We start from the raw sequence: 25,993 nt of genomic DNA on the forward strand, positions 1-25,993 counted from the left end.
TCATCGCGGTGCGCCGAAGACCCCGATCGCTTTCACGGCGTTCGGGGTTTTTCTTTGCCTTCAATTTGCCAGCGCCCGGCTCATGGCCACGTGTTCAATGCCGGCCTCGACGAAAGTGTCGCCCTGGGCGCTGAAGCCGTGCGCCTCGTAGAACCCGCGGGCATGGGTCTGGGCATGCAGCAGCAGCATGCGGTGCCCGTCGCCATGCCCCTGGGCGATCAAGGCGTCCAGCACCTGCCCGCCCACGCCGCTGCCGCGGGCGTGCTTGCGCACCGCCATGCGGCCAATGTGCCCGTCCGGCAACAGGCGGCCGGTGGCAATGGGCACGCCGTCGGCGCCATAGGCCACGGCGTGCACGGCCAGCGGATCGTCGTCGTCGAGCTCGATGTCGACGGGCACGGCCTGTTCGATGACGAACACTTCATGGCGCACGGCGTAGGCGTCCTCGCGCAGGCGTTCCCAGGTTCCCAGGACGATACGGATATCGGGCGTGGCTGGCATGGCGGTCCTCCTGCGATGGCGTCAATGATGGCACAGCCCCATTTTCGCAGACAAGACGGCCGGCGGACCGCCCCCGGGCGCGGGTAGAATGTGCGCCTCTTCTCATTCCCGCTGTTTCATGCAAGCCGTCGCCACCGCCGCCCTGCCGGTCTTCGCCCTCATCCTGACGGGCTGGCTGGCCGCCCGCGGCGGCGCGCTGGGCCCGGCCGCGACCGATGCGCTCAACCGCTATGTGGTCTACCTGTCGCTGCCCGCGCTGCTGTTCCGCGCCATGGCCCAGGCGGATCCCGGACAGATGCACTGGGGCTTCGCGGCCGCTTTCGCCGGCGGCATCGCGATCACGTTCGCCACCCTCGTCCTGACACGGCGTCGCCACGGCCGCCTCACCGACCGGAGCATCGAAGGCCTGGCGGCGTCCTACACCAATGCCGGGTACATGGGCATCCCTCTCTGCCTGGCGCTGTTCGGGCCGGCCAGCCTGGCGCCGGCCGTGATCAGCACGCTGCTGACCGCCTGCGTACTGTTCGGCGCAGCCATCGCCCTGGTCGAACTCGACCAGCACCGCGATCGCAGTCCCGGCACGACCTTGCTCAAAGTGGCGCGGGCCCTGGCGCGCAACCCGCTGCTGGTCGCGCCGCTGCTGGGCCTGGCCAGCACGCTGTCCGGCGTGGCGGCGCCAGCCGGCCTGGACCGCTACCTGGAATTGCTGGCGGCATCGGCCAGCCCATGCGCGCTGGTCACCATCGGCCTGTTCCTCGCCCAGGCCGAATCTGGCGGCGCGGGCGACGCGGTCGGCCGGCTGGTGGCCGGCAAGCTGCTGTTGCAGCCGACCGTCACCGCGATACTGGCCTTCCTGGTGTTTCCTATGCCGCCCATGTGGGCATGGTGCGCCGTGCTGATGAGCGCCCTGCCCATCGGCACCGGCCCGTTCATGCTGGCCCGGTTGTACGGCCGCGACGCGCGCGCCACGTCGCGCGCCATCCTGCTCTCGACGGTACTATCGGTGCCGACCGTCTCGCTGCTGGTCGCCTGGATCAGCGCCCACCTTCCCTCTTGACCCCCGCCCGTGCTCCTGCCCGCCGCCATCTTCGTCGCCACCCTGGTCCTGGTCATCTGGCAGCCGCGCGGCCTGGGGATAGGCTGGAGCGCGTCAGCGGGCGCCGCACTCGCCCTGCTGGCGGGCGTGGTGCAGCCGGCCGATGTCGTCGCTGTCTGGCACATCGTCTGGAACGCCACGGCCACGTTCATCGCCATCATCATCACCAGCATCATCCTGGATGCGGCCGGCTTCTTCGAATGGGCCGCCCTGCACGTGGCGCGCTGGGGACGCGGGCGCGGACACTGGCTGTTCGCGCTCATCGTGCTGCTGGGCGCCGCCGTCTCGGCCCTGTTCGCCAACGATGGCGCCGCCCTCATCCTCACGCCCATCGTCATGGAAATGCTGCTGGCCCTGGGCTTCGGCCCGGCCGCCACGCTGGCCTTCGTCATGGCCGCGGGCTTCATCGCCGATACGGCCAGCACGCCCCTGGTGGTGTCGAACCTGGTGAATATCGTCTCGGCCGATTTCTTCGGCATCGGCTTCGGGTCGTACGCCGCCGTCATGGTGCCCGTCAACTTGGCCGCGGTGGGCGCCACCCTGGCGGTGCTGTTCGCGTTCTTCCGCAAACAGATCCCCGCCCGCTACGACCTCCGGCAACTGCCGGCGCCGCGCAGCGCCGTGCGCGACCCGGCCACCTTCCGGGCCGGCATGGCGGTGCTGGCGCTGCTGCTGGCGGGCTTTTTCGTGCTGGAGCCGCTGGGCATTCCCGTCAGCGCCATTGCCTGCGCGGGCGCGCTGGCGCTCCTGCTGGTGGCGGGACGCCAGCATATCGTCGGCACCCGCCGCGTCATGCGCGAAGCCCCCTGGCACATCGTGGTGTTTTCGCTCGGCATGTACCTGGTGGTGTACGGGCTGCGCAACGCCGGCCTGACTGCCCACCTGACGGCGCTGCTGGAGAATTTCGCCGCCTACGGCGTATGGGGGGCGGCGCTGGGCACCGGGCTGGTGACCGCCTTTCTCGCGTCGGTCATGAACAACCTGCCCGCGGTCCTGGTGGGCGCGCTGTCGATCGCCGACACCACCGCCACCGGCGCCGTGCGCGACGCCATGATCTACGCCAATGTCATCGGCACCGACCTGGGGCCGAAGATCACGCCCATCGGCAGCCTGGCCACTCTGTTGTGGCTGCACGTGCTGGCCCGCAAGGGGCTGCGCATCACGTGGGGCTATTACTTCAAGGTCGGCATCGTGCTGACCCTGCCGGTGCTGCTGGTCACGCTGGCCGCCCTGGCGCTGCGCCTGCAGCCGGCTCTTTAAATTACCTATAGCTATTAAAAAATCAAGATACTGTAGTTTGAGTTATTTATTTCCGCGCCTAGACTGGTGCAAGACTGCAACCTGCGGCACTGCCGCTTCTCGCCCATGCCATCCTCCGCCTCTTCTACCTTGCCCTACCCATCGGCCCTCCCGCCGGTCCAGATCAACCGCAAACCGCTGTGGTTCGCGCTGCTGGCCGTGCTGGCCGGGGCCATCTACCTGAGCCAGGCCGTCGGCTGGCGGCAGGGCGCATTATGGATCGTCGGCGCCTTGCTGGGGGTCACGCTCTACCACGCCTCGTTCGGCTTCACGCAAGCCTGGCGGGTATTTGTCTCGGACCGCCGCGGCGCCGGGCTGCGCGCGCAGATGCTGATGCTGGCCGTCGGCGTGCTGCTGTTCTTCCCCTTCCTGGCGCAGGGCACGCTGTGGGGCCAGCCGGTCAGCGGCTTCGTCTCGCCGCCGGGCGTCTCCGTGCTGCTGGGCGCTTTCCTGTTCGGCGTGGGCATGCAACTGGGCGGGGGCTGCGCCTCCGGCACGCTGTTTGCCGTAGGCGGCGGCAATACCCGCATGCTGGTGACGCTATTGTTCTTCATCATCGGCTCGGTGATCGCCACGGCGCATTTCCCCTGGTGGTCGTCCCTGCCGGCGCTGGCGCCCACGTCGCTGATCAAGAGCTGGGGCCTGTCCGTGGCGCTGGCGGCCAATCTCGCCGTGTTCGCCTTGATCGCGTGGCTCACCACCGTACTGGAAAGGCGCCGGCACGGCCGCGTCATCTCGTTCGCCGCGCGCACCAGCCGGCCGGCCTCGCTGCTGCAGGGCCCCTGGCCGCTGATCTGGGGCGGCGTGGCGCTGGTGGTGTTGAATTTCGCCACCCTGGCACTGGCCGGCCGTCCCTGGGGCATTACCTCGGCCTTCGCCCTGTGGGGCGCCAAGGCGTTGGACGCGCTGGGCGGCGACCCGGCCTCCTGGACATACTGGGCCAAGCAGCAGGCGGCGCTGGCCGCGCCGGTACGCCAGGACATCACCTCGGTGATGGACATCGGCCTGATGCTGGGCGCGCTGGCCGCCGCGGCCGCTGCCGGCAAGTTCGCCCCGGTCTGGAAAGTCCCGGCGCGCTCGCTGGCCGGCGCCGTCATCGGCGGCCTGCTGCTGGGCTACGGCGCCCGCCTGGCGTTCGGATGCAACATCGGCGCCTACTTCAGCGGCATCCTGTCCGGCAGTCTGCATGCCTGGCTGTGGCTGCCGGCGGCGTTCGCGGGCAGCGCGCTGGGCGTGCGCCTGCGCCCGCTGTTCGGGCTGGCGGTGGAACGCACGCCCGCCGCGTCCAGCTGCTGACAAAACCGCCGGCCGCGGCCGGCCGGCCCGCGCCATCTGGTATGGTTGCCGTCATCCGTATACCGGGAGACGCGCATGGACTGGATAGTGGGCCGATACACAACCTTCTTCCTGGTGCTGCTGGGCGCGGCGGTCACCACGCCGCTGGCGCTCGCCGCATCGCCCTGGTGGCTGTGGGCCGCGGTGCCGCTGTGGCTGCTCGCGCTGCTGGGGCTGTATGACCTGATCCAGGTGCGGCACGCCATCCGCCGCAACTATCCGGTGCTGGGCAACCTGCGCTTCCTGTTCGAATTCATCCGGCCCGAGATCCGCCAGTATTTCCTGGAGGACGACACGCATGCCGCGCCGTTCTCGCGCGCGCAGCGCTCCATTGTCTACCAGCGCGCCAAGCAGGAAATCGACAAGCGGCCGTTCGGCACCCAGGAAGACGTCTACGGCGACCGGTACGAATGGATCAACCATTCGCTGGTGCCGGCGCGCATCGAGGATGCCGATTTCCGGGTGACGGTGGGCGGCCCGGATTGTCGCCAGCCCTATTCGATGTCGGCATTCAACATCTCGGCCATGAGCTTCGGCGCCCTGTCCGCCAACGCCGTGATGGCCCTGAACGAAGGCGCGCGCCAGGGCAATTTCGCGCACGATACCGGCGAAGGCGGCATCAGCCGCTACCATCGCCAGCCGGGCGGCGCGCTGGTCTGGAACATCGGCTCCGGCTACTTCGGCTGCCGCGACGCCAACGGCGCGTTCTCCGAGGAGGCTTTCGCGCGCAACGCCTGTATGCCGCAGGTGAAGATGATCGAGATAAAGCTGTCGCAGGGCGCCAAGCCCGGCCACGGCGGCATACTGCCCGGCAGCAAGGTCACGCCCGAAATCGCCGACGCGCGCGGCGTGGCGGCGTGGCAGGACTGCAATTCCCCTTCCAGCCACAGCGCCTTCGACTCGCCCATCGGGCTACTGCATTTCGTGGCCCGCCTGCGCGAGCTGTCCGAGGGCAAGCCGGTCGGATTCAAGTTCTGCATGGGCCATCCGTGGGAATGGTTCGCCATCGTCAAGGCGATGCTCGAGACCAACATCACGCCGGACTTTATCGTCGTCGACGGCGCCGAAGGCGGCACGGGGGCGGCGCCGGCGGAATTCGTCGATCACGTCGGCACGCCGCTGCGCGAGGCCCTGCGCCTGGTGCACAACACGCTCATCGGCGTCAACCTGCGCGACCGCATCCGGCTGGGCGCCTCGGGCAAGATCATCACCGCGTTCGACATGGCACGCGCGATGGCCATGGGCGCGGACTGGTGCAACGCGGCGCGCGGCTTCATGTTCGCAATCGGCTGCATCCAGGCGCAAGCCTGCCACACCGGCAAATGCCCGACCGGCGTCACCACGCAAGACCCGCTGCGCCAGCGCGCGCTGGTGGTGCCGGACAAGGCCCAGCGCGTGGCCCACTTCCATCGCAATACCTTGCACGCGCTGGCCGAATTGCTGCAGGCTGCCGGCCTGACCCATCCCGGCCAATTGCGGCCGCACCATATCGCCCGCCGCATTTCGTCCAGCGAGGTGCGCTTGTTGTCGGCGCTGTTCCCGGAACTCGAGCCGGGCGAACTGTTGCGCGGCGAATTCCGCCACACCGTCTTCAAGGTGGGCTGGTCGATGGCGCGCGCCGACTCGTTCCAGCCGGCCCATGACGTGACGGCGGCGCTGGCCGCCATTCACCGCGCCCAGACCGCCACGGCGTGAGCGTGCCTACAGCCAGCGTTCGAACAGCCGCGAGAAGAACTCCATGAAGCGGGCGTCCAGGCCGCGATCCCGCCAGGCCTGCAGCGTCACGGGCGTGGATTCGGCGACATCGTGATCGAACAGCGCTTCCATTTCGGCGCCGAACTCGGGCCCCAGGATCACCGCATTGATTTCGTAGTTCAAGGCAAAGCTGCGCCAGTCCATGTTGCTGGACCCCACCGTCGACCACACGCCGTCGACAACGGCTGTCTTGGCGTGCAGCAGCGCGTCGCGGCGCTCGTGGATCTTGACGCCGGCTTCCAGCAGGCTTTCGTAATGCGAGCGCCCGGCATGGAATACCAGCGACGAGTCGCTGAATCCCGGCAGCACCAAGACTACGTCGACACCACGCCGCGCGGCGTTCTCCAGCGCCTCGACAAAGGCGGGATCGGGCACGAAGTACGCCATGGTGATGTGTATCGACTCTTGCGCGCTCTCGAATGCCGACATCAGGGTCAGGTACACGGTATAGCCATCGCTGCGGTCGGGCTGGTTGGCAAGAATGCGCACGGCCAGGTCGCCTGCCGGCTCGACCTCGGGAAGGAATTCGCGAGGAGTGAGCGGCGGCCCCTTTTGTGACGCCCAGCCCGCCAGGATGACTCGCTCGAGTTCGGCTACCGCCGGCCCGGCAATGCGGATGTGCGTATCGCGCCAGGGTTGCGCGCCGCGGGCGTCGCCGCCCGAAGGCGAGCCGGACGAATACACGCTGCTGACATTGATGCCGCCCAGGTAGCCAACCTTGCCATCCACCACCAGCAACTTGCGATGGTTGCGCTGGTTGGGCGACCAGCCGGCACGGGCCGAGGCGGGGTTGACCGGGTTGAAGACAGCGACCTGCACACCCGCGTCGCGCATGCGGTCGAACAGCGCATCGGGAGTCCCGAGCGTGCCGACCGCATCGATCATGACCGCGACAGCGGCGCCGCGCCGGTGCGCGGCGATCAGGGCATCGGCGAAGCGCCTGCCTTCTTCATCGTCTTCGAAAATATAGGTTTCCATGTGCACGTAATGCCGTGCACTGTCGATCGACTCGAGCATCGCCTGGTAGGTGGCGCGGCCATCGGCCAGCAGGCGCACCTGGTTGCCGTGCACCAGCGGCGCTCCGCTGATGGCCTGCTCGACCGCCAGGTGCTGCGCGCGAAAGTCGCGCGAACGCTGCGAACCAGCATGTGCCACGATATCGCGTCCCTTGCGGTAGCTGGACCAGCCGGAATCTGCCGATTGGCCGGCCTGCGCCTGGCGTGCCGCGCGCTCGTGCGCATCGGGCACGCTGGCACAGGCGGCCAGGCACGCCGCCAATGCCAGCCACGCCAGGCATTGCGCCGCACGGATCCGGCCGCGCGCCAGCATGGCGGCCTCCCGGAACTCAGGGCTGCCACTGCGTCCGGTGCGACACCGTCGTGCGACGCGACGATGGCGCGCGCCGCAGCGGCTCGCGATCGGTCCAGCGCCCGCCGCGCCAGCGGCCGTGCTCGCGGTCGACCTGGAATCCGCCGGCATCGCGCAGCAATGCCATCACGGCTTCTTCTTCGTCGGGCTCGACCTGCACCGCCAGCAGTACGGCTTGCTCGGCCGCCGGCACACCGTTCAGGGCGGCATTGCGCAATTCGAGCAGGCGGCGCGCCGCCCACAGCGCGCCCGCGGCCGCGCCGACACACGCGCCCAGGACGGCGCCCCCGACCACGGCCAGGTCGCCGCGGCTCAGGAACAGCGCCGCGACCGTGCCCAGCAGGGCGCCAGCCGCCGCCAGGGCGGCCGCGCGCCAGGCCACGCCATAGCGCACCTCCCCCGCCTGCGCCTCGGCATCCTCATCCCAGGGGTGTATCCGGCCGGAGCGGCGCCCGCCGCGGAACAGGCTGACCGCCTCTTCGCGAAAACCCTCGGCCAGGAGGGCATGTGCCGCACTTTTTGCCGACGGAACACTATCGAAACGCGCAACGATAATCGACGACATACTGAAAGCCTTGGCATAGTAGTTCTGGACTTTATTCTGCGCGCCCTGCCGGGCGCTGTCCTGTGGTTTCGCAACCAGCAGTAATCCGGTATTTCGGCGCCCGGGCGGACAACGCATTTTGTGGCGCTTGGCCGGTCGGCGCTTGCTTTTCGTTAAAAACCTTTGCAATCCGCGCACAAGCCTTGACAGTGTCCGCAGGTTGCCGGCCACAATAAGGATCGCTCCTGCAAGGAACCATCGCATGGTCCAATCCCGCAGCATGCTCGCCACCGCGCCGCCGGCCATTCCGGACGCGTCCTGTCCGGCCCTCCAGGAATTGCAAGCCGGCCTGCTCGCGCCAGCGGCGCACATCGATCCCAAATACCTCTACGACACCCTGGGCTCCAGCCTGTTCTCCGCCATCACCCAGTTGCCCGAGTATTACCCCACGCGCTGCGAGGCGGAGATCCTGCGCGATCACGGGCACGCCATTGCCGGGCATGTGGGCGCGGTCGACACCCTGATCGACCTAGGCGCCGGCGATTGCGTCAAGGCCGAACGGCTGTTCGGCGTCTTGCGCCCGCGGCGCTATGTGCCGATCGACATTTCGGCCGACTATCTGCAGGCCGCCGTGGCGCGCCTCGAGCACGCCCACCCCGGCCTGGAAATCGTCGCGCTCGGCCAGGATTTTCACGCGGCGCTGGCCGTGCCCGCGCAGGTACCGGCGGCGCGCCGGCTGTTTTTCTATCCGGGCTCCAGCATCGGCAACCTGGACCCGGCGCAGGCGCTGTCGCTATTGACGCGCATCCATGCCGAGTGCGCAGGCGGCGGCCTGCTGATCGGCGTCGACCGGGTCAAGCCGCGGCACATCCTCGAACCGGCCTACGACGATGCGCTGCACCTTACCGCCGCCTTCAACCTGAACCTGCTGCGCCACGTGAACACCTTGCTGGGCAGCGATTTCGACGTTCACCACTGGAGCCACGTGGCGCGCTACGACGAGGCGCATTCCCGCATCGAGATGCACCTGCAGGCGCTGACCGACGTGCGCGTCTGCTGGCCCGGCGGACAGCGGCGCTTCACCAGCGGCGAACGCATCCACACCGAGAATTCGTACAAATACACCGCCGACGCCTTCCGCGAGCTGCTGGCCCGCGCCGGCTTTGCCGACATCCAGCACTGGTCGGATGCGCGCGAATGGTTCTCCGTTTTCAGCGCGCGCGCCTGACCGGCCGCCATTGACCCGCCCAGGACACCATGGACCCTGCCTGCCTGTTGACCCACCCGGTATCGCCCTACCAGGAAGGCCTGCCCGGCCTGTCGCAACGCCACGAACGCATACGCAACCAGACGCTGGCGCTGGCCGAGCCGCTCAGTCCCGAAGATTGCCAGATCCAGTCGATGCCGGACTGCAGCCCCGTGAAATGGCACTTGGCTCATACGACCTGGTTTTTCGAAACCTTCATCCTCGCCAGGTTCCAGCCAGAACGCGCGCCGTTCAATCCGCATTACCGGATGCTGTTCAATTCGTACTACAACGCCGTCGGCGAGCGCCATCCGCGGCCACAGCGGGGCCTGCTGTCGCGCCCGCCGCTGGCCGAGGTGCTGGCCTATCGCCGCCATGTCGATGGCGCGATGTCGGACCTGCTGGCGCGCCGGGCCGGCATCGATCCGGAATTCGACGAACTGGTGGAGCTGGGCCTGAACCACGAACAGCAGCACCAGGAACTGATCCTTACCGACATCAAGCACGCCCTGTCGCTCAACCCGCTCAAGCCGGCTTATGCCGGGCCGGCCCCCGGCCGGTTGCCCGCCGCCACGGCAGCCGGGTGGACACGCTACGGGGGCGGCCAGGTGCGCATCGGCCACGAACCGCCCGGCTTTGCCTTCGATAACGAAGGCCCCGCCCATGAGGTCCTGCTACGGCCCTACTACCTTGCAGACCGCCTGGTCACGCAAGGCGAGTACCTGGAGTTCATGCGCGACGGCGGTTACCGCCGCCCCGAACTGTGGCTGTCGCTGGGCTGGGACCAGGTATGCGCGGAACAATGGCAGGCGCCCTTGTACTGGGAAGGCGCAAAAGACGACTGGCACGTCTTTACTCTGCACGGCATGCAGCCCCTGGACCCGCATGCCCCGGTGACGCACATCAGCTACTTCGAGGCCGACGCCTACGCGCGTTGGGCCCGTGTGCGCCTGCCGCGCGAAGCCGAATGGGAACATGCCGCCCGCACCGCCCCGCTTGGCCGCGCCAACCTGCTCGAGGCCGGGCACCTGCAGCCGCGCGCCGCGCCGCAGCGCCCGCCCGCGGGCGGGCCGGTCCAACTGTACGGCGACACCTGGGAATGGACCAGCAGCGCCTATGACGCCTATCCCGGATTCACGCCCCCGGCCGGCGCGGTCGGCGAATACAACGGCAAGTTCATGTGCAATCAGTATGTGCTGCGGGGCGGCTCGTGCGTCACCCCGGGCGACCACATCCGCGCCAGCTACCGCAACTTCTTCCCGCCACAGGCCCGCTGGCAGTTCTCCGGCATACGCCTGGCCCGCGATGCCTAGCCCAGCCATCTACCCACGTAAGTTTGCACGCTGCCATTAAGCCATGCTAGAATTTCTTTCTTCGCTTTTCGAGCATGTTTTCAAGAAGCGAAGCCGCAGCGGACGCGATTTCAGCGCCCTTCTGCATGGCGCATTAGCTCAGCCGGTTAGAGCGACGGAATCATAATCCGCAGGTCCCCTGTTCGAATCAGGGATGCGCCACCAAGAAATTCAAGGCCGTTAGTGATGGTGATCACTAACGGCCTTTCCTTTTGGCCGCTGCATACCGCCCCTGCTTTCAGGTTGCGCGCCCCTTCCGTGTCCGTGACATTACGATTTTTCCGCAACGCACAATAACGCTGGAACCGTTATATATCTGATTATTTCTGCGGTGATTTTTTATTTAAATTTACATGCTTCGCTGACTAAAAAGTTACTGTATATTTCGCAATTTTACGCAACGAATCCCGCGCTTGGAGAAAACCCGGCCGCCGTGGCCCGCCCACGCCGGAAACTGATGTGACCAGGGCACCGCCGCAGACGACGCCCCTCGCAAGAATTTCGTTTTTCCACAACAACAACGGCCCAATTTCGCCACAAAAAAGTAACAATGTTGCGAGATCTTCTCGAGAAGTGCGATATTTATGCACAAACCATCACAGGATCCGGGGGTTTTCGAGCATTTATCGAAACCTGACTGAATGAGACTTGATGAAAACCAAAAAATCCGCCAATGTATAGGTGAAATCAGGGAGAAACAGCACTGATTTTTACCCGATTGTTTCCAGGCTCGCGATACAACGGGTTACGCAGGTCAATGGGGAGGAATGTCATGCAGTATTCGCACTTCAAACCGTCCGACACTTACGACAGCCGGCTCTGCCCGTCCGAGTTGCGCGCCGCAAAAACGGCCGTGGCTTCCCGGACCATGACAGCCGACTACCTGCGACAGCGCAGCACTGAAGAAGAATTGGCGCAGTACGTGCGCGAAAAGTACGCGCGCAAAGATCGCATCTGACCGCCGATCGGCGGTCCACGCTTATCCAAACCGGAATACGGGCTCGCAGGCGGATGAACGCCCCGCGCGGGCGAGGTACGCCCGACCGCGCGAGGCGTGAGGAGCCCGGATATCCGCCGTTTCACTGGCAAACTGCGGGAGCCAGCATGTGCAGCACTATCGTCCAGAAGTCCGGGCCCATGGATTACATGGCAGCCTTGTTTTCCAACGTCGGCCGGACACGCCAAGCCAGCATCGCGCGTGACGACGACACCATCGGCGCGCGTCCGCTGGCGATCCACTGCTTCGGCGACACGCCCGCGATGGACCGGTTCCACTGGGGCTACGCCCCCAGTTGGTGGAAACGGCGCCCCGTCATGAATGCACGCCTGGCCGCCCTGCTGCGGGGCTCCGCCGTATGGCGGCCATTGCTGGGCCGGCGCGTGCTGGTGCCCGCCGACGGCTGGTACCAGCCCATTGGCGCCGATCCGGCCGCCAGCCGGTATGTCCGCGCACTTGACGGCAAGCCCATCTACATTGCCGCCCTCACCGCCTGGCGCCCTGGCAACCAGCATGGCGAACAGGACGGGCTCGCGATCGTCACGGACGACGTCGCCGACGCCCGCAGCGAAGGCCATGTCCGGCCCGTGGTGCTGCCGATCCAGGCCGCGCTGGCCTGGGTCGATCCCTCCACGCCGATCATCAACGCGCTGGAATTGGCCTGCACGCCCTGGATGGAATCGACATTCCAGTGGCAGCCGGCGGTCGCCACCCTGCAATGAGGCCGGGCGCCGTCGCCCGACAGGGCGACGCGGCGAACGAAGATCAATGCTTCGGCGGAAAGTCGCCGGGCCAGTCCATGTCGTCGCCATGGGCTTCCGGCACGATATTGGCGCATTCCATCATCGCTATCTCCTTGTGAAGTCCAACGCGACAATGCCGTTCGCAAGCCACGTGCCCGACACCCCCGGCATCGCGGCGTATTTGGGAACAGCAAGGCATGCGCGTCGTCGCCACCGGCCTGCGCGATTATGTGAACGGCCCGCTGGGCTCGGAGACCTGGGAGATTACCCACGAGGAATGGCCTGCACGCCGCCGCGCGGACCCGGCCCGGGCGTAGAACGCGGCGCGCGGCGGCGGCCGTCAGGCGGCCATTCTGAGGTGGCGCTTGGAGACTGGCGTGGGCCGCAGCAGGCTGCTGGGCACATCCTCCACGAATTCCGCCGGCTCGCAGCGCACGCTGACCTGGCCCGGCAGGATCCAGCTCTTGCCGCCCCGGCATTCGGTCGCCTGCAAGCGCTGCGCCAGGCGCAAGGCATCGAGTTCGGCGCGGTCGCGGCCGGGCCGGACCATATCGCAGAAGCGCGTGAAACTGAACATGTGGGCGCCTTCGCGCGCGATGACGTCCACGCAACCCCGGAACTCTCCGAAATCGACTTCATGCACCCGCGGACGGATGGAATAGCTCACCCTGGAAGCAAAGGCAGAAAAAGTATCCATGGCTTGATCTCCCTGATGAAGTACTACGACTCCAGGGTAGAGCAAAAACAAGGCACCGCCGCGCACGCCTTGCAATCTTTGAAGACGATTACCCAGGGGTTACAGAAATCCATAATTGACTACATCCCTCACCTGACGATCAAACGGTGACGGAGCACTGGCCTCAGGGGCGGCGAGGCGTGTCGCCGTCCGCAGCGGGCTGGGCAAAATCCGAAGTGAAAAGGTCCCAGCAGGCAATGAACAAGGCCGCGACCAGCGGGCCGATCACGAAGCCGTTGAGGCCGAACAACGCCATGCCGCCCAGTGTGGATATGAGCACCACGTAGTCCGGCAGCTTGGTGTCCTTGCCCACCAGCAGCGGACGCAGGACGTTATCGACCATGCCGATGACCAGCACGCCGTACAGGATCAGCGTCACGCCTTGCCAGATCGCGCCGGTCACCAGGAAATACACCGCTACAGGCACCCAGATGAGCCCTGCGCCGATCGCCGGCAGCAAAGACAGGAAGGCCATGACGACGCCCCATAGCACCGGTCCCTGGATGCCCAGTATGTAGAAGATCACGCCGCCCAGCGCGCCCTGCACGGCCGCCACCGCGATATTGCCCTTGACGGTGGCGCGGATCACGGTGGTGAACTTGCGCAGCAGGTGCATCTTGTGCCCCTCGCTGAGCGGAATCGCGGCGCGCAGGCGCGCCGACAGCAGCGAGCCGTCGCGCAGCAAGAAGAACAGCAGATAGAGCATGATGCCGAAGCTGACCAGGAACTGGAACGTATCCTGTCCAATATTGAACGCCTGGGTGGCCAGGAACTGGCTGCCCTGCATCACGCCGGCGGTCAGCTTGTCCTGCAGGCTGGTGATGTCGGCCAGGCCAAAGCGTGACAACATGTCGTGCAACGACGGCGGCAGCGCATCAAGGACCTGCTGGAAATACAGGCCGAAATTGAGGCTGCCGGATTTGACGCGCTGGTAGAGGTTGGCGCCTTCCTGCACCAGCGACCCGGTGATGAATGTCACGGGCACGATCACCACCAGCAGCACCAGCAGCAGCGAGATCAGCGCGGCCAGGTTGCGCCGCTTGCCCAGCTTGGCGGCAATGCGCCGATGCACCGGGGCAAAGATGATGGCCAGAATGGCGCCCCAGAAGACGGCTCCGTAGAACGGCCACAGCACCCAGCCGAAAGCGACCGATACGACCACCAGCAACAACAGGAAAATGCGGTAATGCAGGTTAGAGCCGTTCATGTTTGATCCCGTGCGCGGCGGCGGCCGCGTGAGGCGCAATTGTACAAAGCCGGTATCGCAGCGGTCTCAATCCGCCGCCCCGGGTGCCAGCGCGGCCCGCGCCTGGCCCACCGCGGCCGCATGGCTGTTCAACGCATCCAGGAGGCGGTTCAGTTCGCGCTGGACCGACGGGTCGCGCACGGCCGCCGCATCGGCATCCACTGATATCTGGTCGCGATGCGCGGCGATGAATTCCGCAGCGCGCAGGGCGTCATCCAGCGCCGCCCCGGCTGTTGCGAACAGCGCATCGAGCCGTTGCGCCTCGGTGGTTACGAACCGTTCATAGGCTTGCGCGTAGAGCGGCTGCAGGTCGGCCGGCTGATCAAGGTCCGCGCGCGCGGCGCCGGCCTGCGCCAGCGCCTCGTGCAAAGCCGCGCGCGCGCCGGACAACGCCTGCCGGTCGTCCTGCAGGGCAGCGTGGCGCGCCTGCAACTGCGCCACCGAATGCAACTGCTCGTGCTCGATGGCCTGGCGCAGCGTCCGCCTGGCTGCTACCGCCGCGACGTGGAAATCGGCCAGCACGGCATAGTGTTCCGCATAGTCGCCGAAGGCATCGCGCTGCGCCTCGTCCGGCGCCGGCAAGTCGGCGCCCGACGCCACTTGCGCCTGCGCACTCAGCCATTGCATGAAGGCGGCGCGCTCTTCGGGCTCTTTATTGACACACCCGGCCAGCAACAGCCCGGCCAGCAGCAGCGAAATGAAACGGCACACGGCCCGCATGATCCCTCCAGGTTGCCGGCGCCCGCACGACAGCGAGCCCGGCCGGTTCGGAACCTTACCGCAAGTGCGCGCGGCGAAATAGCGCTTGTAGGAATTGTTGCCTCGGAAGCGATATGTGACATCGGGGCGGCGCGCCGCCCGCCATGCCCTACAATGCCCGCAAGCCAACCGCCCACTCATGCCGCCCCATGAATTCCGCCTCCCACACGGCCACAGATACCGATGCCCAGGAACCCTGGGGCCATGCCCACCCGGAGTGCCGCGGCGCCAACGCGTTCCTGTTCTTCACGTCCGACCTGGCGCGCACAGTGAACCAGGCGCTGGCCAACGCTCCCCTGGACGCTGCCGCGCTGGCTGGCGCGCAGCGCGCGGTCGACGCCCTGGTGCAGCGCTATGTGGACATCCAGGCCGCGCCGGCGGCATTCAACGGCCAGCGCATCCGCCTGAAGCTCGAGACGGCTCCCGGCGCTGCCCCGCAGGTCGCCCTGGAAATGTCGCCCGAACTGGAAGACCAGATCATCGAAGCCCAGCGCCTGGCCCACCAGCAAGCCGCCTTGCAGCGCTGAGTGCGGACGCGGGCGGCCCCTCGCCCTTGCCGCTTGACATAACACGCCGCCTCAACTACTATCAATAAATTAGTGCGCATTTTTACGTCGGCCGCTCGATACCACAAAACAAGGCCGGCTTCGCACTGACCGCGTCGCAACCCTGCGACCCCGCCCGTACGGTACCCGTACCGGAATATCGCCCGGGCAGCCCCGCACCCAACCGGGGCCACGAAGCGCCACGCTCGCCATCCAGCCAGCCTCCCGCAGCGCCGCCATCGGCCGCGCCCTGCCCTGCTTGCGTCCCGTTCGCGAGGCGGCGCCGCATTTCCTCATAACCAGAACTCGAAAAGCGAGAAAAACATGAACCACTCCATCCACCCCATCACTGCCGCCCACCTGGTGCGCCGTCGGCCGCACAGCAAACTGGACCAGATGCCGATCCATGTTGGCGACGTGGTGCACCTGCGCCCGGCCGACGGTCCGGAAATCCGCGCCACGGTCATCTACAACGCGCCGATCAACGGCACGGTGACCTACACCACCGACATGGTGCGCCCGTACGGCGCGGACCACGGCCCCGGCGTGCGCATCCGCTTCCGGCACGAGCACGTGCACCGGATCGAACCGCTGCGCCGCCAGGCCTGCCGCCACGCGTGAGCGCGCGGACGGCAACAGGACGCATGATAAATTCAGCTTCATCGTCCTTTGCCGCCCCCGCCATGCAGCACACGCGTTCATCCATCCGCATCTGGGATCTGCCCACCCGCCTGTTCCATTGGTCCCTGGCCGTCTGCGTCATCGGCGCCTATGTCAGCGTCAAGCTGGGCGGGCTGTACATGGACTGGCATGTGCGTTTCGGCCTGGCGACGCTCGGGCTGGTCGTTTTTCGCCTGCTGTGGGGCTTCGCGGGGCCGCGTTATGCGCGCTTCGCCACCTTCCTGCGCGGGCCGGCCGCCATCAAGGCGTACCTGCGGGGCGCGGCGGCGCCGGCGGGCCACAATCCGCTCGGCGCGCTATCGGTCGCGGCCCTGCTGGCCGCACTGGGCTTCCAGGCCGTCAGCGGCCTGTTCGCCACCGATGACATCATGACGCAAGGGCCGCTCTATGCCCGCGTCGACGAAACGATCGCAAGCCGCCTGACGTCCTGGCACCACTCCAACGAATGGGTCATCATCGGCCTCGTCGTCCTGCACTTGCTCGCCGTGGCCTGGTACGTGGCAGTGCGGCGCAAGCGCCTGGTGCGCCCGATGATTACCGGCGATGCGCGCCCGCAAGACCTGCCCGCCGCCACGCCGCCCGCCGAAGACGGCCCGGCCGTCTGGCTGCGCGCCCTGCTCGCGGCAGCCCTGGCGACGGCGCTGGTGCTCTGGATACGCTCGCTGGAAATCGTGGCCGATTTTTCATTCTCATAAGCCGCGCCGCGGCAGCCGCATGGACAAAAAAAAACGGCACCGCCCAGGGTGCCGGTTTTTTTTAGGCGGCCGCCGCTTATTTCTTCTTGCGATAGGAGTCGTGGCAGGCCTTGCAGCTTGCGCCCACATCGCCGAAAGCGGCGCGCAGCTGGCCGAGGTCGCCCGAATCGGCGGCGGCCGACAGCTTCGCCATGTTCTCCTTGAAGCGGTCCTGCTTCTGCTTGAAGCCCGCCGCATCGCTCCAGACCTCGGGCAGCGCATCGCCGCCCTCGGTGCCGGGACCGAATCCCGCCCAGGGCAACTCGGACAGCGTGTTCAGGATCTGCACGTTGGCCTTGATCTGTGCCGCGTCGTACGGCGCCTGGCCCTTGACCACCGGCTGCATGCGGCCGAAGTGGGAAGCCATCAGCGTCAACGCCGATTGCCGGTACTTGATGGCGTCGGCGGGCTTGGCGAATTGCGCCTGGGACGCCGTGGACCACAGCGACATCACGCTGAAACAGGCCGCGGCGGCCAGCAAGGGGAACTGCTTCATGAAGGATCTCCCGGTAGGTACGACAAGACCGGCGCCGCGACAGACGGCGCCGGCAGTGCCGACTATACCTCCCGGGCCAGGCGCGCGGCCAGTCCCACATAGGCGCGCGGCGTCAACGCCAGCAGCCGCTGCTTGGGCTCGTCGGGCAGCGCCAGGCCGCCTACGAATTCGCGCAGGGCCGCCTCGGTGATGCCCTTGCCACGCGTCAGCGCCTTGAGCTGCTCGTACGGCTGGGGCAGCCCATAGCGGCGCATGACCGTCTGCACCGGCTCGGCCAGCACTTCCCAGCATGCGTCGATGTCGGCGTCGATGGCGGCGGCGTTCACTTCCAGCTTGCCCAGGCCGCGCAGGCAGGAATCCCATGCCACCAGGCTGTAGCCCAGGCCCACGCCAAGATTGCGCAGCACGGTGGAATCCGTCAGGTCGCGCTGCCAGCGCGACACCGGCAGCTTCTCGGACAAGTGGCGCAGCACCGCATTGGCCAGGCCCAGGTTGCCTTCGGAGTTCTCGAAGTCGATCGGGTTGACCTTGTGCGGCATGGTGGACGAGCCGACCTCGCCCTCTTTCAGGCGCTGCTTGAAATAACCGAGCGACACATAGCCCCAGATGTCGCGGTCGAGATCCAGCACGATCACGTTGGCGCGCGCCACCGCGTCGAACAACGCGGCCATCCAGTCGTGCGGTTCGATCTGGATCGTGTGGCGATTCTGCGTCAGGCCCAGGCCCTGCAGCACGCGGGCGCTGAAGGCGGGCCAGTCGATCTCCGGGTAGGCCGACAGATGGGCGTTGTAGTTGCCGGTCGCGCCGTTGAGCTTGGCCAGCGGCTCGACCGCCTCGATGGCGGCAATGGCGCGGCCCAGGCGCGCGGCGACATTGGCGAATTCCTTGCCCAGCGTGGTGGGGCTGGCGGGCTGGCCGTGCGTGCGCGACAGCATCGGCTGGTCGGCGTGCTGGCGCGCCATGTCCTCGAGCTTGCCGGCGATCTGGCGCAGGCGCGGCACGATGACCTCGGCGCGGGCGCGGGTCAGCATCAGCGCATGCGACGTATTGTTGATGTCTTCCGAGGTGCAGGCGAAATGGATGAACTCGGCCGCGCGCGCCAGTTCGGCGTCGTCCGCCACCTTTTCCTTGAGCCAGTACTCGACGGCCTTGACGTCATGGTTGGTGGTGCGCTCGATATCCTTGATGCGGGCGGCGTCGGCCTCGGAAAAATCCCGCACCAGTTGCGCCAGTCGCGCGCGCGCCTCGGCGGAAAACGGCGCCAGCTCGGGCAGGCCGGCATCGGACAATGCCACCAGCCATGCCACTTCGACTTCGACGCGGTGCGCCATGAAGCCCGCTTCGGACAGCAGGCCGCGCAGCGCGTCCCCGCGCGCGGCATAGCGGCCGTCCAGCGGCGAAAGAGCGTTGAGGTGGCTGATCTGGTCGGCAATCTGCATGGCGTGGAAACAGGATGGAAATCGATGAAAGGCGGGTGGCGATTTTATCACCCGAGGCAATGTAACAATGTTGGACAAAAGCGTTGTGCGATGGGAACGTCGCACTTTTAAGGCTGCCTGTCCCTGCTATACTGCGGCCGCTTTCCGACTTCGCTTGTGGCTTCCATGAAACTGATCGGCTCGCTTACCAGTCCCTATGTTCGAAAAGTGCGGGTCGTCATGGCCGAAAAGAAGCTGGACTACCAACTCGAGCTCGAGAACGTCTGGTCTCCCGACACGCAAATCCAGTCCTACAATCCACTGGGCAAGGTGCCCTGCCTGGTCATGGAAGACGGCGGCGCGCTGTTCGATTCGCGCGTCATTGTCGAATACCTGGACACCCTCTCCCCGGTGGCGCGCCTGATTCCGCAGTCGGGCCGCGAACGCGCGGCGGTCAAGTGCTGGGAAGCCATCGCCGACGGCGTGCTCGACGCATGCGTCATTATCGTCAAGGAAAACCAGCGCCCCGAAGCGCAGCGCAGCGACGACTGGATCGGCCGCCAGCACCGCAAGATCCACGCCGGCCTGGACGCCATGGACAACAGCCTGGGCGAGCAGGCGCACTGCATGGGCGTGAACTACAGCCTGGCCGACATCGCCGTGGGCTGCGCGCTGGGCTACCTGGACCTGCGCTTCGCTTCGCTGGACTGGCGCGCCAACCACCCCAACCTGGCCCGCCACTACGAAAAGCTCGCCGCGCGCCAGTCGTTCATCGACAGCGCGCCGCCGGCCGCCTGAGCGGTCGCCAGGCGCGCAGCCGCCTCAGAGCGCGAAGGCCTGCCAGGCCTTCGCCAGCATGTACGCCGCCAGCGCGAACAGCAGGCAGGCGAATACCCGCTTCAAGGTGCCAACCGGCAGGCGATGCGCCATGTGCGCGCCAGCCGGCGCCGTGAGCACGCTGGTGGCGACCAGGGCCAGCAGCGCCGGCCAATAGATGTACCCCAGCATGCCGGGGTATGTCGCCGCGCCTTGATTCAGGCCCGACACCACATAGCCGATGCTATTGGCCAGCGCGATGGGAAAGCCCAGCGCCGCCGAGGTCGACACCGCGGCGTGCAGCGCCACGTTGCACCACACCATGAACGGCACCGACAGGAACCCGCCGCCGGCGCCCACCAGCCCCGACAGGAAACCAATGCCGGCGCCCACCGCCGTGGTGCCCACCACGCCAGGCATCTGGCGCGACGGCTTGGGCTTCTTGTTGCGCAGCATGCTCCAGGCCGAATAACCGACGAATACGGCGAAGAACAAGGACAGCCAGGCGGTGCTCAGCGCCGCGAACACGGTGCCGCCGGACAGCAGGCCGCCCAGGATGATGCCCGGCGCCATGGCAAACACGATCTTCCATTGGATCGTGCCCTTGCGCTGGTGGGCGCGCACGCTGGAAATGGACGTGAAGAGGATGGACGTCATCGACGTGGCGATGGCGGCATGCACCACCAGGTCCTGCGGCATGCCCTTCCAGGCAAACAGCATGGTGAGGAACGGCACCAGCAACATGCCCCCGCCGATGCCCAGCAGCCCGGCGGCAAAACCCACCACGGCGCCCAGCGCCAGCAGGCAAACCAACAACGTTACATCCACTTCGATCTCCTCTTGGTAATGAAACAGGTCCGGACTTCCGCCCCCTCCCCGGGGCGGACTGGTCAGGCGATGATGCCGCCGCCCAGGCAGATGTCGCCGTCGTACAGCACGGCCGATTGCCCGGGCGTCACCGCCCACTGCGGCTGGCTGAACGATAGCTCGAAAGCGCCGTCGTGGCCGGCGCCCTGCAGCATACAGGCTGCATCGCTCTGCCGGTAGCGCGTCTTGGCCCCATAGCCGCCGGCGGCAGGCGGACGGCCGGCCACCCAGCTGGCATCCAGCGCCTGCAGGCGGGCCGACAGCAGCCAGGGGTGGTCATGGCCTTGCACCACATAAAGCACGTTGTTTTTCAAATCCTTGCGCGCCACATACCAGGCGTCGGCGGTGCCGTCTTCGCGCTGGCGCCCCTTGACGCCGCCGATGCCCAGCCCCTTGCGCTGGCCCAGCGTATAGAACGACAGGCCGTGGTGCCGCCCCACGCGCCGGCCTTCCGGGGTGAGGATATCGCCCGGCTCGGTGGGCAGGTAGCGGTTCAGGAACTCACGGAACGGTCGCTCGCCAATGAAGCAGATGCCGGTGGAGTCTTTCTTGGCGGCGTTGTGCAGCCCGATCTCGTGAGCGATGCGCCGCACTTCGGTCTTGTGGAGCTCGCCCAGCGGAAACAGGGTGCGCGACAGTTGCGCCTGGTTCAGGCGGTGCAGGAAATAGCTCTGGTCCTTGGAGGCATCGAGCGCCTTGAGCAGCTGGTATTCGCGCCCGTGCGGGCCGGCGATGGCGCGCACCCGCGCATAATGGCCGGTGGCGATGTGCTCGGCGCCAAGCGTCATGGCGTGGTCCAGGAACGCCTTGAACTTGATCTCCGCATTGCACAGCACGTCGGGGTTGGGCGTGCGGCCGGCGGAATACTCGCGCAGGAACTCCGCGAACACGCGATCCTTGTATTCGGCGGCGAAATTGACGTATTCGAAATCCACGCCGACCACATCGGCCACGCTGGCCGCGTCGAGCAGGTCCTGGCGCGTGGAGCAGTATTCGGAATCGTCGTCGTCTTCCCAGTTCTTCATGAACAGGCCGACGACCTCGTAGCCTTGCTGCTTGAGCAGCCAGGCGGTGACGGAGGAATCCACGCCGCCCGACATGCCGACGACGACGCGGCCCTTGCCGGAGGATGAACGGGGCGTTACGGAAAACATGATGGCGTTATTTTAGTGCCGCGCCGGTTTCGTCGCCGATGCGCGGCTCGGCGGCCATGGAGACCTCCATGAGCCAGGCGCGGAAGGCCTGCAGGATGGGCAGGCTGGCCTTCTGCTCGGGGTAGCACAAGTAATAGCCCTGGCGCGCGCGGATGGGCAGCTGCAGGGCCACCGCCAGGCGGCCGTCGCGCAGCTCTTCCTCGACCAGGCAGCGCGGGATGAGCGCGATGCCGAATCCCGCGGCGGCGGCCTGCGACAGCAGCGAATATTGGTCGAAGCGCGTGCCTTCCAGGGCGCGCCGCGTATCGCAGCCGGCTTGCTCGAACCAGTCGCGCCACCCTTCCAGCGCCGAGGTATGGTGCAGCAGCGGATAGCGCAGCAGTTCTTCGGGCCGTTCGCACCCGCCCGCGATCAGGCGCGGGCTGCACACCGGCACGACATCGCGTCCCACGATGTAGTCGGCGCCGCTGCCCGGCCAGATGCCGTCGCCGAAGCGCACCGCCGCATCCAGCTCGGGCGTGGAGAAATCGTAGCCTTGCCGGTGCGGCAGGAATTCGACATGGATGTCCGGCCGCACCCGCATGAACGTGGCCAGGCGCGGGATCAGCCAGCGCGCGCCGAACGTGGGCATGCAGGTCAGGTGCAAGGTCCCGCCCCGGCCCTGGTGGGCGATCAGTTCGACGGTAGCGGCTTCGATCTGGCCGAGGCCGGCCTGGATTTTCTTCAGATAGCTCTGGCCCGCCTCGGTGAGCACCAGGCCTTGCCTGATCCTCAGGAATAGTTCGACGCCGAGGAAGGCCTCCAGATGTTTCACTTGTTTACTGACCGCGCCCTGGGTCACGCAGAGCTCCTGGGCCGCCCGGGTAAAGCTGCTATGCCTCGCAGCGACTTCGAAAGCCTGGAGGTCGGTCAGGGACGGGCAGAATCGGCGCATGGAAGGACGTAGGTGTTGTAATTACTTACAACTCCTGGCATGAGAAAAAGGAATAGCTTACGGAGAATCTTTCGTTTGCGCAAATAGTTGCGGACGCACAGAATCTTCAGGTTTGCTGTCCGCATACTCAACTTCCTACAGGGGAATCCATGCAACGTCGCCATGCCATCCTGGGCTTGACCCTCGCCGCGGCCCTGGCCGCTCCGCTGACCGCCGTCCAGGCGCAAGATGCCTATCCGACCAAGCCCATCCGCCTGGTGGTGCCCTTCCCGCCCGGCGGCACCACCGACATCGTCGGCCGCCTGTTCGCCGACAAGCTCAGCCAGGCCCTGGGGCAGACCGTAGTGGTCGAGAACAAGGCCGGCGCGGGCGGCTCGATCGGCAGCGCGCAGGTCGCCAGCAGCGAGCCCGACGGCTACACGCTGGGCATTGCCACCGTGAGCACCCACGGCATCAACCCTGCCATCTACCACAACCTGCCGTTCGACGCCGAAAAGGACTTCACGCCGATCTCCAACCTGGCCGCCGTGCCCAACGTCATGGTGATCAACCCCAAGGTGCCGGCTAAGAACATCAGCGAATTCATCGCGCTGGCCAAGAAAGAGCCCGGCAAGCTGGCCTATGCGTCGGCCGGCAACGGCTCGGTGTCGCACATGATGGGCGAGCTGTTCAAGATGGCGTCGGGCACCGACCTGATGCACGTGCCCTATCGCGGCGTGGGCCCGGCGCTCAATGATACGCTGGCCGGCCAGGTCGACGTGCTGTATGACAACCTGCCCTCGTCGCTGCCGCACGTGCAGGCGGGCAAGCTGGTGGCCATGGCCGTCGCCGCGCCCAAGCGCGTGGCCGCGCTGCCGAATGTCCCCACTTTCGCCGAAGCCGGCCTGGAAGCGGTGAATGATTCGTCGTGGTTCGGCCTGGTGGGCCCGGGCAATCTGCCCAAGCCGGTGGTCGAGAAACTGCATGCGGCGGTGGTCAAGGTCAGCGCCGACCCCGCCGTGGTGCAGCGCCTGGAGAGCCTGGGCGCCGCGCCGGTGGCCAATACGCCGGAAGAATACGCCCAGCAGATCTCGGCCGAGATCGCCAAGAACAAGCGTATCGCCAAAGAAGCCAACGTGAAGATCGACTGATCGATCTGCGGCCCCGCCGGCAGGCGGGGCCGCCCTCCCTCTTTCGTAGCCGTATCGATTCCTCCATGCTGATCACCCGTCCCCTGTCGTATCGCCTGGCGCTGCCGGCCCGTTATCCGGACGACGCCGCCGCCCTGGTGCTGGACTCGCCGCACAGCGGCACCACCTACCCGCCCGATTTCGCGCCTTCCGTGCCGTTCGCCGCGCTGCGGACCGCCGAAGACACCTGGGTCGACGACCTGTGGGGCGATGCCGTCGACATGGGCGTGCCGCTCATTTCCGCCGCGTTCCCGCGCGCCTATATCGACGCCAATCGCTCGCTCGAGGAAATCGATCCGCAATTGCTGGCCGAGCCCTGGCCGCAACCGCTGCCGGAGTCGCCCAAGGTGCGCCTGGGCAAGGGCCTGATCTGGCGCATGCTGGACGACGGCACGGCGCTGTACGACCGCAAGCTGAGCCTGGATGAAGTGCGGCATCGCATCGACGCCTGCTGGAAGCCCTACCATGCGGAGCTGGCCCGCCTGCTGGACCAGGCCCATGCGCGCCACGGCAAGGTCTGGCACATCAACTGCCACTCCATGCCCAGCGTGGCCGGCGCGTACGCCACCGACAAGCCAGGGCTGGTGCATCCCGATTTCGTGCTGGGCGATCGCGACGGCTCGACCAGCGACCCGGCCTTCCGCGAGTTCGTGGCCGCCTGGCTGCGCGAGCGCGGCTACGAAGTCAGCGTGAACGACCCCTACAAGGGCGTCGAACTGGTGCGCGCCTTCGGCCGCCCCGCCGAAGGCCGGCACAGCCTGCAGATCGAAGTGAATCGCAAGCTGTACATGGATGAAGTCTCGCTGCGGCCCTCGACGGGCTACGACAAACTCAAGAGCGACCTGCGCGGCCTGACCGCCGCCCTGCTCGACTGGACGCGCGCGCAAACGGCCTGACGCCGGACGTTGGTGCGCACGTGGCCGGCGGCAACGCGCCGGCCGTCTCAGACGCCTTGGCCCCGCCAAGGCGTTTTTTTTGCCGCCATGGCGGAACGCCGCTGTATGGATGGTCCCGCCCGGCAGCCACAAGCCGCGCCCCGCCGATTCGTGTATAACTACGCGAACCTTGGAGGAGAAGCGACGATGCAGATCGGTATACCGCGAGAATCCCGCGAGGGCGAGACTCGTGTCGCAGCAACGCCGGAGACCGTCAAGAAGTATATCGGCGCCAAGCATACGGTAGTGGTCGAGCGCGGCGCGGGGCAGGCGGCGCGCTATCCTGACGACGCCTATGCCGCCGCCGGGGCTGTCCTGGGCAGCGCGCAGGAAGCACTTGCTTGCGAGCTGGTGCTCAAGGTGCGGGCGCCCACGGCCCAGGAACTGCCCGCCATGAAACCCGGCGCGGTCTTGGCCGGCATGCTCGACCCGTTCGACGCCGAAGGGCTGGCGGCGCTGGCGGCGGCGGGGCTCACCGCCTTCGCCCTCGAGGCCGCGCCGCGCATCACGCGGGCGCAGAGCCTGGACGTGCTCTCGTCGCAAGCCAACCTCGCCGGATACAAGGCAGTGCTGCTGGCGGCCCATTACTACGGACGCCTGTTCCCGATGATGATGACCGCCGCCGGCACCCTCAAGGCAGCTCGCGTGGTAGTGCTGGGCGCCGGCGTGGCGGGCCTGCAGGCCATCGCCACGGCCAAGCGGCTCGGCGCGGTGGTGGAGGCCTCGGATGTGCGTCCGGCCGCCAAGGAGCAAGTCGAATCGCTGGGCGCCAAGTTCATCGACGTCCCGTTCGAGACCGACGAGGAACGCGAGATCGCGCAGGGCACCGGCGGCTATGCGCGCCCCATGCCGCCAGCCTGGATGGCGCGCCAGGCGGCCCTGGTGTCCGAGCGCTGCAAGCAGGCCGACATCGTCATCACCACCGCCCTGATCCCCGGCCGCCCGGCGCCCACGCTGCTGTCGGCGGAGACCGTGCAGGCCATGAAGCCCGGTTCGGTGGTGGTCGACCTGGCGGTCGAGCGCGGCGGCAATTGCCCGCTTTCCGAGCAAGGCCACGTGGTGGAAAAACATGGCGTGACCCTGGTCGGCCTGACCAACCTGCCCGGCCTCGTGCCCACCGACGCCTCGGCGCTGTACGCGCGCAACCTGCTCGATTTCCTCAAACTCATCACCGATCCCGACGGCGCGCTGGCCATCAAGCGCGACGACGAGATCGTCGCGGCGTGCCTGGTGTGCGAAGGCGGCAGCGTCATCCGGAGGGCCTAGC

Annotated in this window: 26 protein-coding genes and 1 tRNA gene; 16 read left to right on the forward strand and 11 right to left on the reverse strand. The window is 67.0% G+C overall.

Going from position 1 to position 25,993, the window contains the following annotated elements; genetic code table 11:
* Positions 1 to 60 precede the first annotated feature (60 nt).
* Positions 61 to 501, reverse strand: coding sequence for a GNAT family N-acetyltransferase (locus tag ACKTT0_RS22385; protein ID WP_407851953.1), 441 nt, complete (start codon positions 499 to 501; stop codon positions 61 to 63).
* Between the two features lie 118 nt (positions 502 to 619).
* On the opposite strand from ACKTT0_RS22385, the gene ACKTT0_RS22390 reads away from it, so the two are divergent.
* The 4 genes from ACKTT0_RS22390 (at position 620) to ACKTT0_RS22405 (ending at position 5,926) form a co-directional block, all read left to right on the forward strand.
* Positions 620 to 1,558, forward strand: coding sequence for an AEC family transporter (locus ACKTT0_RS22390; protein WP_407851954.1), 939 nt, complete (start codon positions 620 to 622; stop codon positions 1,556 to 1,558).
* 9 nt (positions 1,559 to 1,567) lie between these two features.
* Positions 1,568 to 2,857, forward strand: a complete 1,290-nt coding sequence (locus ACKTT0_RS22395) for an arsenic transporter (protein WP_407851955.1) — start codon at positions 1,568 to 1,570, stop codon at positions 2,855 to 2,857.
* A gap of 105 nt (positions 2,858 to 2,962) precedes the next feature.
* Positions 2,963 to 4,192 (forward strand): YeeE/YedE family protein, encoded by a 1,230-nt coding sequence (locus ACKTT0_RS22400; RefSeq protein WP_407851956.1) that lies wholly within the window; start codon positions 2,963 to 2,965, stop codon positions 4,190 to 4,192.
* 75 nt (positions 4,193 to 4,267) lie between these two features.
* The gene (locus tag ACKTT0_RS22405) at positions 4,268 to 5,926 is read left to right on the forward strand and encodes an FMN-binding glutamate synthase family protein (RefSeq protein ID WP_407851957.1); all 1,659 of its coding nucleotides are present in this window, start codon (positions 4,268 to 4,270) and stop codon (positions 5,924 to 5,926) included.
* A 6-nt stretch (positions 5,927 to 5,932) separates the two neighbouring features.
* On the opposite strand, the gene cls is transcribed toward ACKTT0_RS22405, so the two are convergent.
* Together cls and ACKTT0_RS22415 are read right to left on the reverse strand one after the other, a co-directional pair.
* Positions 5,933 to 7,315, reverse strand: a complete 1,383-nt coding sequence (gene cls, locus ACKTT0_RS22410) for a cardiolipin synthase (protein WP_407851958.1) — start codon at positions 7,313 to 7,315, stop codon at positions 5,933 to 5,935.
* 16 nt (positions 7,316 to 7,331) lie between these two features.
* Positions 7,332 to 7,919 (reverse strand): hypothetical protein, encoded by a 588-nt coding sequence (locus ACKTT0_RS22415; RefSeq protein WP_407851959.1) that lies wholly within the window; start codon positions 7,917 to 7,919, stop codon positions 7,332 to 7,334.
* Positions 7,920 to 8,160: 241 nt separating this feature from the next.
* Between ACKTT0_RS22415 and egtD the strand changes: the two genes are divergently transcribed.
* From egtD to ACKTT0_RS22440, 5 genes are all read left to right on the forward strand, one after another.
* Positions 8,161 to 9,126: an L-histidine N(alpha)-methyltransferase gene (gene egtD, locus ACKTT0_RS22420; RefSeq protein ID WP_407851960.1), complete on the forward strand. Its 966-nt coding sequence runs from the start codon at positions 8,161 to 8,163 to the stop codon at positions 9,124 to 9,126.
* Positions 9,127 to 9,155: 29 nt separating this feature from the next.
* On the forward strand, positions 9,156 to 10,457 hold the full coding sequence (gene egtB, locus ACKTT0_RS22425) for an ergothioneine biosynthesis protein EgtB (protein ID WP_407851961.1): 1,302 nt from the start codon (positions 9,156 to 9,158) through the stop codon (positions 10,455 to 10,457).
* Between the two features lie 127 nt (positions 10,458 to 10,584).
* Positions 10,585 to 10,661 (forward strand) — tRNA-Met (locus ACKTT0_RS22430).
* A 607-nt stretch (positions 10,662 to 11,268) separates the two neighbouring features.
* Positions 11,269 to 11,454, forward strand: coding sequence for a hypothetical protein (locus ACKTT0_RS22435; RefSeq protein ID WP_028355770.1), 186 nt, complete (start codon positions 11,269 to 11,271; stop codon positions 11,452 to 11,454).
* 179 nt (positions 11,455 to 11,633) lie between these two features.
* On the forward strand, positions 11,634 to 12,215 hold the full coding sequence (locus ACKTT0_RS22440) for an SOS response-associated peptidase family protein (RefSeq protein WP_407851962.1): 582 nt from the start codon (positions 11,634 to 11,636) through the stop codon (positions 12,213 to 12,215).
* Between the two features lie 361 nt (positions 12,216 to 12,576).
* Here ACKTT0_RS22440 and ACKTT0_RS22445 read toward each other — a convergent pair whose 3' ends face one another.
* The 3 genes from ACKTT0_RS22445 to ACKTT0_RS22455 form a co-directional block, all read right to left on the reverse strand.
* A complete protein-coding gene (locus ACKTT0_RS22445) occupies positions 12,577 to 12,933 on the reverse strand; it encodes a hypothetical protein (protein WP_407851963.1) in 357 nt (118 codons plus the stop codon).
* Between the two features lie 163 nt (positions 12,934 to 13,096).
* Positions 13,097 to 14,179, reverse strand: a complete 1,083-nt coding sequence (locus tag ACKTT0_RS22450) for an AI-2E family transporter (RefSeq protein ID WP_407851964.1) — start codon at positions 14,177 to 14,179, stop codon at positions 13,097 to 13,099.
* Positions 14,180 to 14,245: 66 nt separating this feature from the next.
* Positions 14,246 to 14,938: a DUF3053 family protein gene (locus tag ACKTT0_RS22455; RefSeq protein ID WP_407851965.1), complete on the reverse strand. Its 693-nt coding sequence runs from the start codon at positions 14,936 to 14,938 to the stop codon at positions 14,246 to 14,248.
* Between the two features lie 188 nt (positions 14,939 to 15,126).
* Between ACKTT0_RS22455 and ACKTT0_RS22460 the strand changes: the two genes are divergently transcribed.
* From ACKTT0_RS22460 to ACKTT0_RS22470, 3 genes are all read left to right on the forward strand, one after another.
* On the forward strand, positions 15,127 to 15,504 hold the full coding sequence (locus ACKTT0_RS22460) for a hypothetical protein (RefSeq protein WP_407851966.1): 378 nt from the start codon (positions 15,127 to 15,129) through the stop codon (positions 15,502 to 15,504).
* Positions 15,505 to 15,846: 342 nt separating this feature from the next.
* Entirely contained in the window at positions 15,847 to 16,143 is a 297-nt protein-coding gene (locus tag ACKTT0_RS22465; RefSeq protein WP_407851967.1) for a hypothetical protein, read from the forward strand.
* 62 nt (positions 16,144 to 16,205) lie between these two features.
* Positions 16,206 to 16,898, forward strand: a complete 693-nt coding sequence (locus ACKTT0_RS22470) for a cytochrome b/b6 domain-containing protein (protein WP_407851968.1) — start codon at positions 16,206 to 16,208, stop codon at positions 16,896 to 16,898.
* 76 nt (positions 16,899 to 16,974) lie between these two features.
* On the opposite strand, the gene ACKTT0_RS22475 is transcribed toward ACKTT0_RS22470, so the two are convergent.
* Together ACKTT0_RS22475 and purB are read right to left on the reverse strand one after the other, a co-directional pair.
* The gene (locus ACKTT0_RS22475) at positions 16,975 to 17,433 is read right to left on the reverse strand and encodes a c-type cytochrome (protein ID WP_407851969.1); all 459 of its coding nucleotides are present in this window, start codon (positions 17,431 to 17,433) and stop codon (positions 16,975 to 16,977) included.
* A 62-nt stretch (positions 17,434 to 17,495) separates the two neighbouring features.
* On the reverse strand, positions 17,496 to 18,872 hold the full coding sequence (gene purB, locus ACKTT0_RS22480; RefSeq protein ID WP_407851970.1) for an adenylosuccinate lyase: 1,377 nt from the start codon (positions 18,870 to 18,872) through the stop codon (positions 17,496 to 17,498).
* Positions 18,873 to 19,037: 165 nt separating this feature from the next.
* On the opposite strand from purB, the gene ACKTT0_RS22485 reads away from it, so the two are divergent.
* On the forward strand, positions 19,038 to 19,649 hold the full coding sequence (locus ACKTT0_RS22485) for a glutathione S-transferase (RefSeq protein WP_407851971.1): 612 nt from the start codon (positions 19,038 to 19,040) through the stop codon (positions 19,647 to 19,649).
* 24 nt (positions 19,650 to 19,673) lie between these two features.
* Here ACKTT0_RS22485 and ACKTT0_RS22490 read toward each other — a convergent pair whose 3' ends face one another.
* The 3 genes from ACKTT0_RS22490 to gcvA all read right to left on the reverse strand — a co-directional run bounded on the left by ACKTT0_RS22490 (position 19,674) and on the right by gcvA (position 22,622).
* A complete protein-coding gene (locus tag ACKTT0_RS22490; protein ID WP_407851972.1) occupies positions 19,674 to 20,495 on the reverse strand; it encodes a sulfite exporter TauE/SafE family protein in 822 nt (273 codons plus the stop codon).
* Between the two features lie 62 nt (positions 20,496 to 20,557).
* A complete protein-coding gene (gene mnmA, locus ACKTT0_RS22495; RefSeq protein WP_407851973.1) occupies positions 20,558 to 21,688 on the reverse strand; it encodes a tRNA 2-thiouridine(34) synthase MnmA in 1,131 nt (376 codons plus the stop codon).
* Between the two features lie 7 nt (positions 21,689 to 21,695).
* Positions 21,696 to 22,622 carry a transcriptional regulator GcvA gene (gene gcvA, locus ACKTT0_RS22500; RefSeq protein ID WP_289785437.1) on the reverse strand — a complete coding sequence of 309 codons (927 nt, stop codon included), beginning with the start codon at positions 22,620 to 22,622 and terminating at the stop codon, positions 21,696 to 21,698.
* 149 nt (positions 22,623 to 22,771) lie between these two features.
* Between gcvA and ACKTT0_RS22505 the strand changes: the two genes are divergently transcribed.
* From ACKTT0_RS22505 to ACKTT0_RS22515, 3 genes are all read left to right on the forward strand, one after another.
* Positions 22,772 to 23,752, forward strand: coding sequence for a Bug family tripartite tricarboxylate transporter substrate binding protein (locus ACKTT0_RS22505; RefSeq protein WP_407851974.1), 981 nt, complete (start codon positions 22,772 to 22,774; stop codon positions 23,750 to 23,752).
* A gap of 65 nt (positions 23,753 to 23,817) precedes the next feature.
* Positions 23,818 to 24,687, forward strand: a complete 870-nt coding sequence (locus ACKTT0_RS22510; protein WP_407851975.1) for an N-formylglutamate amidohydrolase — start codon at positions 23,818 to 23,820, stop codon at positions 24,685 to 24,687.
* Between the two features lie 186 nt (positions 24,688 to 24,873).
* Positions 24,874 to 25,992: a Re/Si-specific NAD(P)(+) transhydrogenase subunit alpha gene (locus ACKTT0_RS22515; protein WP_407851976.1), complete on the forward strand. Its 1,119-nt coding sequence runs from the start codon at positions 24,874 to 24,876 to the stop codon at positions 25,990 to 25,992.
* Position 25,993 lies beyond the last annotated feature (1 nt).

Origin of the sequence: Bordetella saccharivorans, assembly GCF_045862855.1 — a bacterium.
Classification (GTDB): Bacteria; Pseudomonadota; Gammaproteobacteria; order Burkholderiales; family Burkholderiaceae_B; genus Bordetella_A; species Bordetella_A petrii_F.

Coding starts and splice junctions, on each gene's coding strand:
- ACKTT0_RS22515 (WP_407851976.1), top strand. CDS start 24,874: ATGCAGATCGGTATACCGCGAGAATCCCGCGAGGGCGAGACTCGTGTC.
- ACKTT0_RS22450 (WP_407851964.1), bottom strand. CDS start 14,179: ATGAACGGCTCTAACCTGCATTACCGCATTTTCCTGTTGTTGCTGGTG.
- ACKTT0_RS22510 (WP_407851975.1), top strand. CDS start 23,818: ATGCTGATCACCCGTCCCCTGTCGTATCGCCTGGCGCTGCCGGCCCGT.
- ACKTT0_RS22475 (WP_407851969.1), bottom strand. CDS start 17,433: ATGAAGCAGTTCCCCTTGCTGGCCGCCGCGGCCTGTTTCAGCGTGATG.
- cls (WP_407851958.1), bottom strand. CDS start 7,315: ATGCTGGCGCGCGGCCGGATCCGTGCGGCGCAATGCCTGGCGTGGCTG.
- ACKTT0_RS22405 (WP_407851957.1), top strand. CDS start 4,268: ATGGACTGGATAGTGGGCCGATACACAACCTTCTTCCTGGTGCTGCTG.
- ACKTT0_RS22460 (WP_407851966.1), top strand. CDS start 15,127: ATGAATTCCGCCTCCCACACGGCCACAGATACCGATGCCCAGGAACCC.
- ACKTT0_RS22485 (WP_407851971.1), top strand. CDS start 19,038: ATGAAACTGATCGGCTCGCTTACCAGTCCCTATGTTCGAAAAGTGCGG.
- ACKTT0_RS22465 (WP_407851967.1), top strand. CDS start 15,847: ATGAACCACTCCATCCACCCCATCACTGCCGCCCACCTGGTGCGCCGT.
- ACKTT0_RS22440 (WP_407851962.1), top strand. CDS start 11,634: ATGGATTACATGGCAGCCTTGTTTTCCAACGTCGGCCGGACACGCCAA.
- purB (WP_407851970.1), bottom strand. CDS start 18,872: ATGCAGATTGCCGACCAGATCAGCCACCTCAACGCTCTTTCGCCGCTG.
- mnmA (WP_407851973.1), bottom strand. CDS start 21,688: ATGTTTTCCGTAACGCCCCGTTCATCCTCCGGCAAGGGCCGCGTCGTC.
- egtB (WP_407851961.1), top strand. CDS start 9,156: ATGGACCCTGCCTGCCTGTTGACCCACCCGGTATCGCCCTACCAGGAA.
- ACKTT0_RS22390 (WP_407851954.1), top strand. CDS start 620: ATGCAAGCCGTCGCCACCGCCGCCCTGCCGGTCTTCGCCCTCATCCTG.
- ACKTT0_RS22400 (WP_407851956.1), top strand. CDS start 2,963: ATGCCATCCTCCGCCTCTTCTACCTTGCCCTACCCATCGGCCCTCCCG.
- ACKTT0_RS22470 (WP_407851968.1), top strand. CDS start 16,206: ATGCAGCACACGCGTTCATCCATCCGCATCTGGGATCTGCCCACCCGC.
- ACKTT0_RS22455 (WP_407851965.1), bottom strand. CDS start 14,938: ATGCGGGCCGTGTGCCGTTTCATTTCGCTGCTGCTGGCCGGGCTGTTG.
- gcvA (WP_289785437.1), bottom strand. CDS start 22,622: ATGCGCCGATTCTGCCCGTCCCTGACCGACCTCCAGGCTTTCGAAGTC.
- ACKTT0_RS22505 (WP_407851974.1), top strand. CDS start 22,772: ATGCAACGTCGCCATGCCATCCTGGGCTTGACCCTCGCCGCGGCCCTG.
- ACKTT0_RS22385 (WP_407851953.1), bottom strand. CDS start 501: ATGCCAGCCACGCCCGATATCCGTATCGTCCTGGGAACCTGGGAACGC.
- ACKTT0_RS22445 (WP_407851963.1), bottom strand. CDS start 12,933: ATGGATACTTTTTCTGCCTTTGCTTCCAGGGTGAGCTATTCCATCCGT.
- egtD (WP_407851960.1), top strand. CDS start 8,161: ATGGTCCAATCCCGCAGCATGCTCGCCACCGCGCCGCCGGCCATTCCG.
- ACKTT0_RS22435 (WP_028355770.1), top strand. CDS start 11,269: ATGCAGTATTCGCACTTCAAACCGTCCGACACTTACGACAGCCGGCTC.
- ACKTT0_RS22415 (WP_407851959.1), bottom strand. CDS start 7,919: ATGTCGTCGATTATCGTTGCGCGTTTCGATAGTGTTCCGTCGGCAAAA.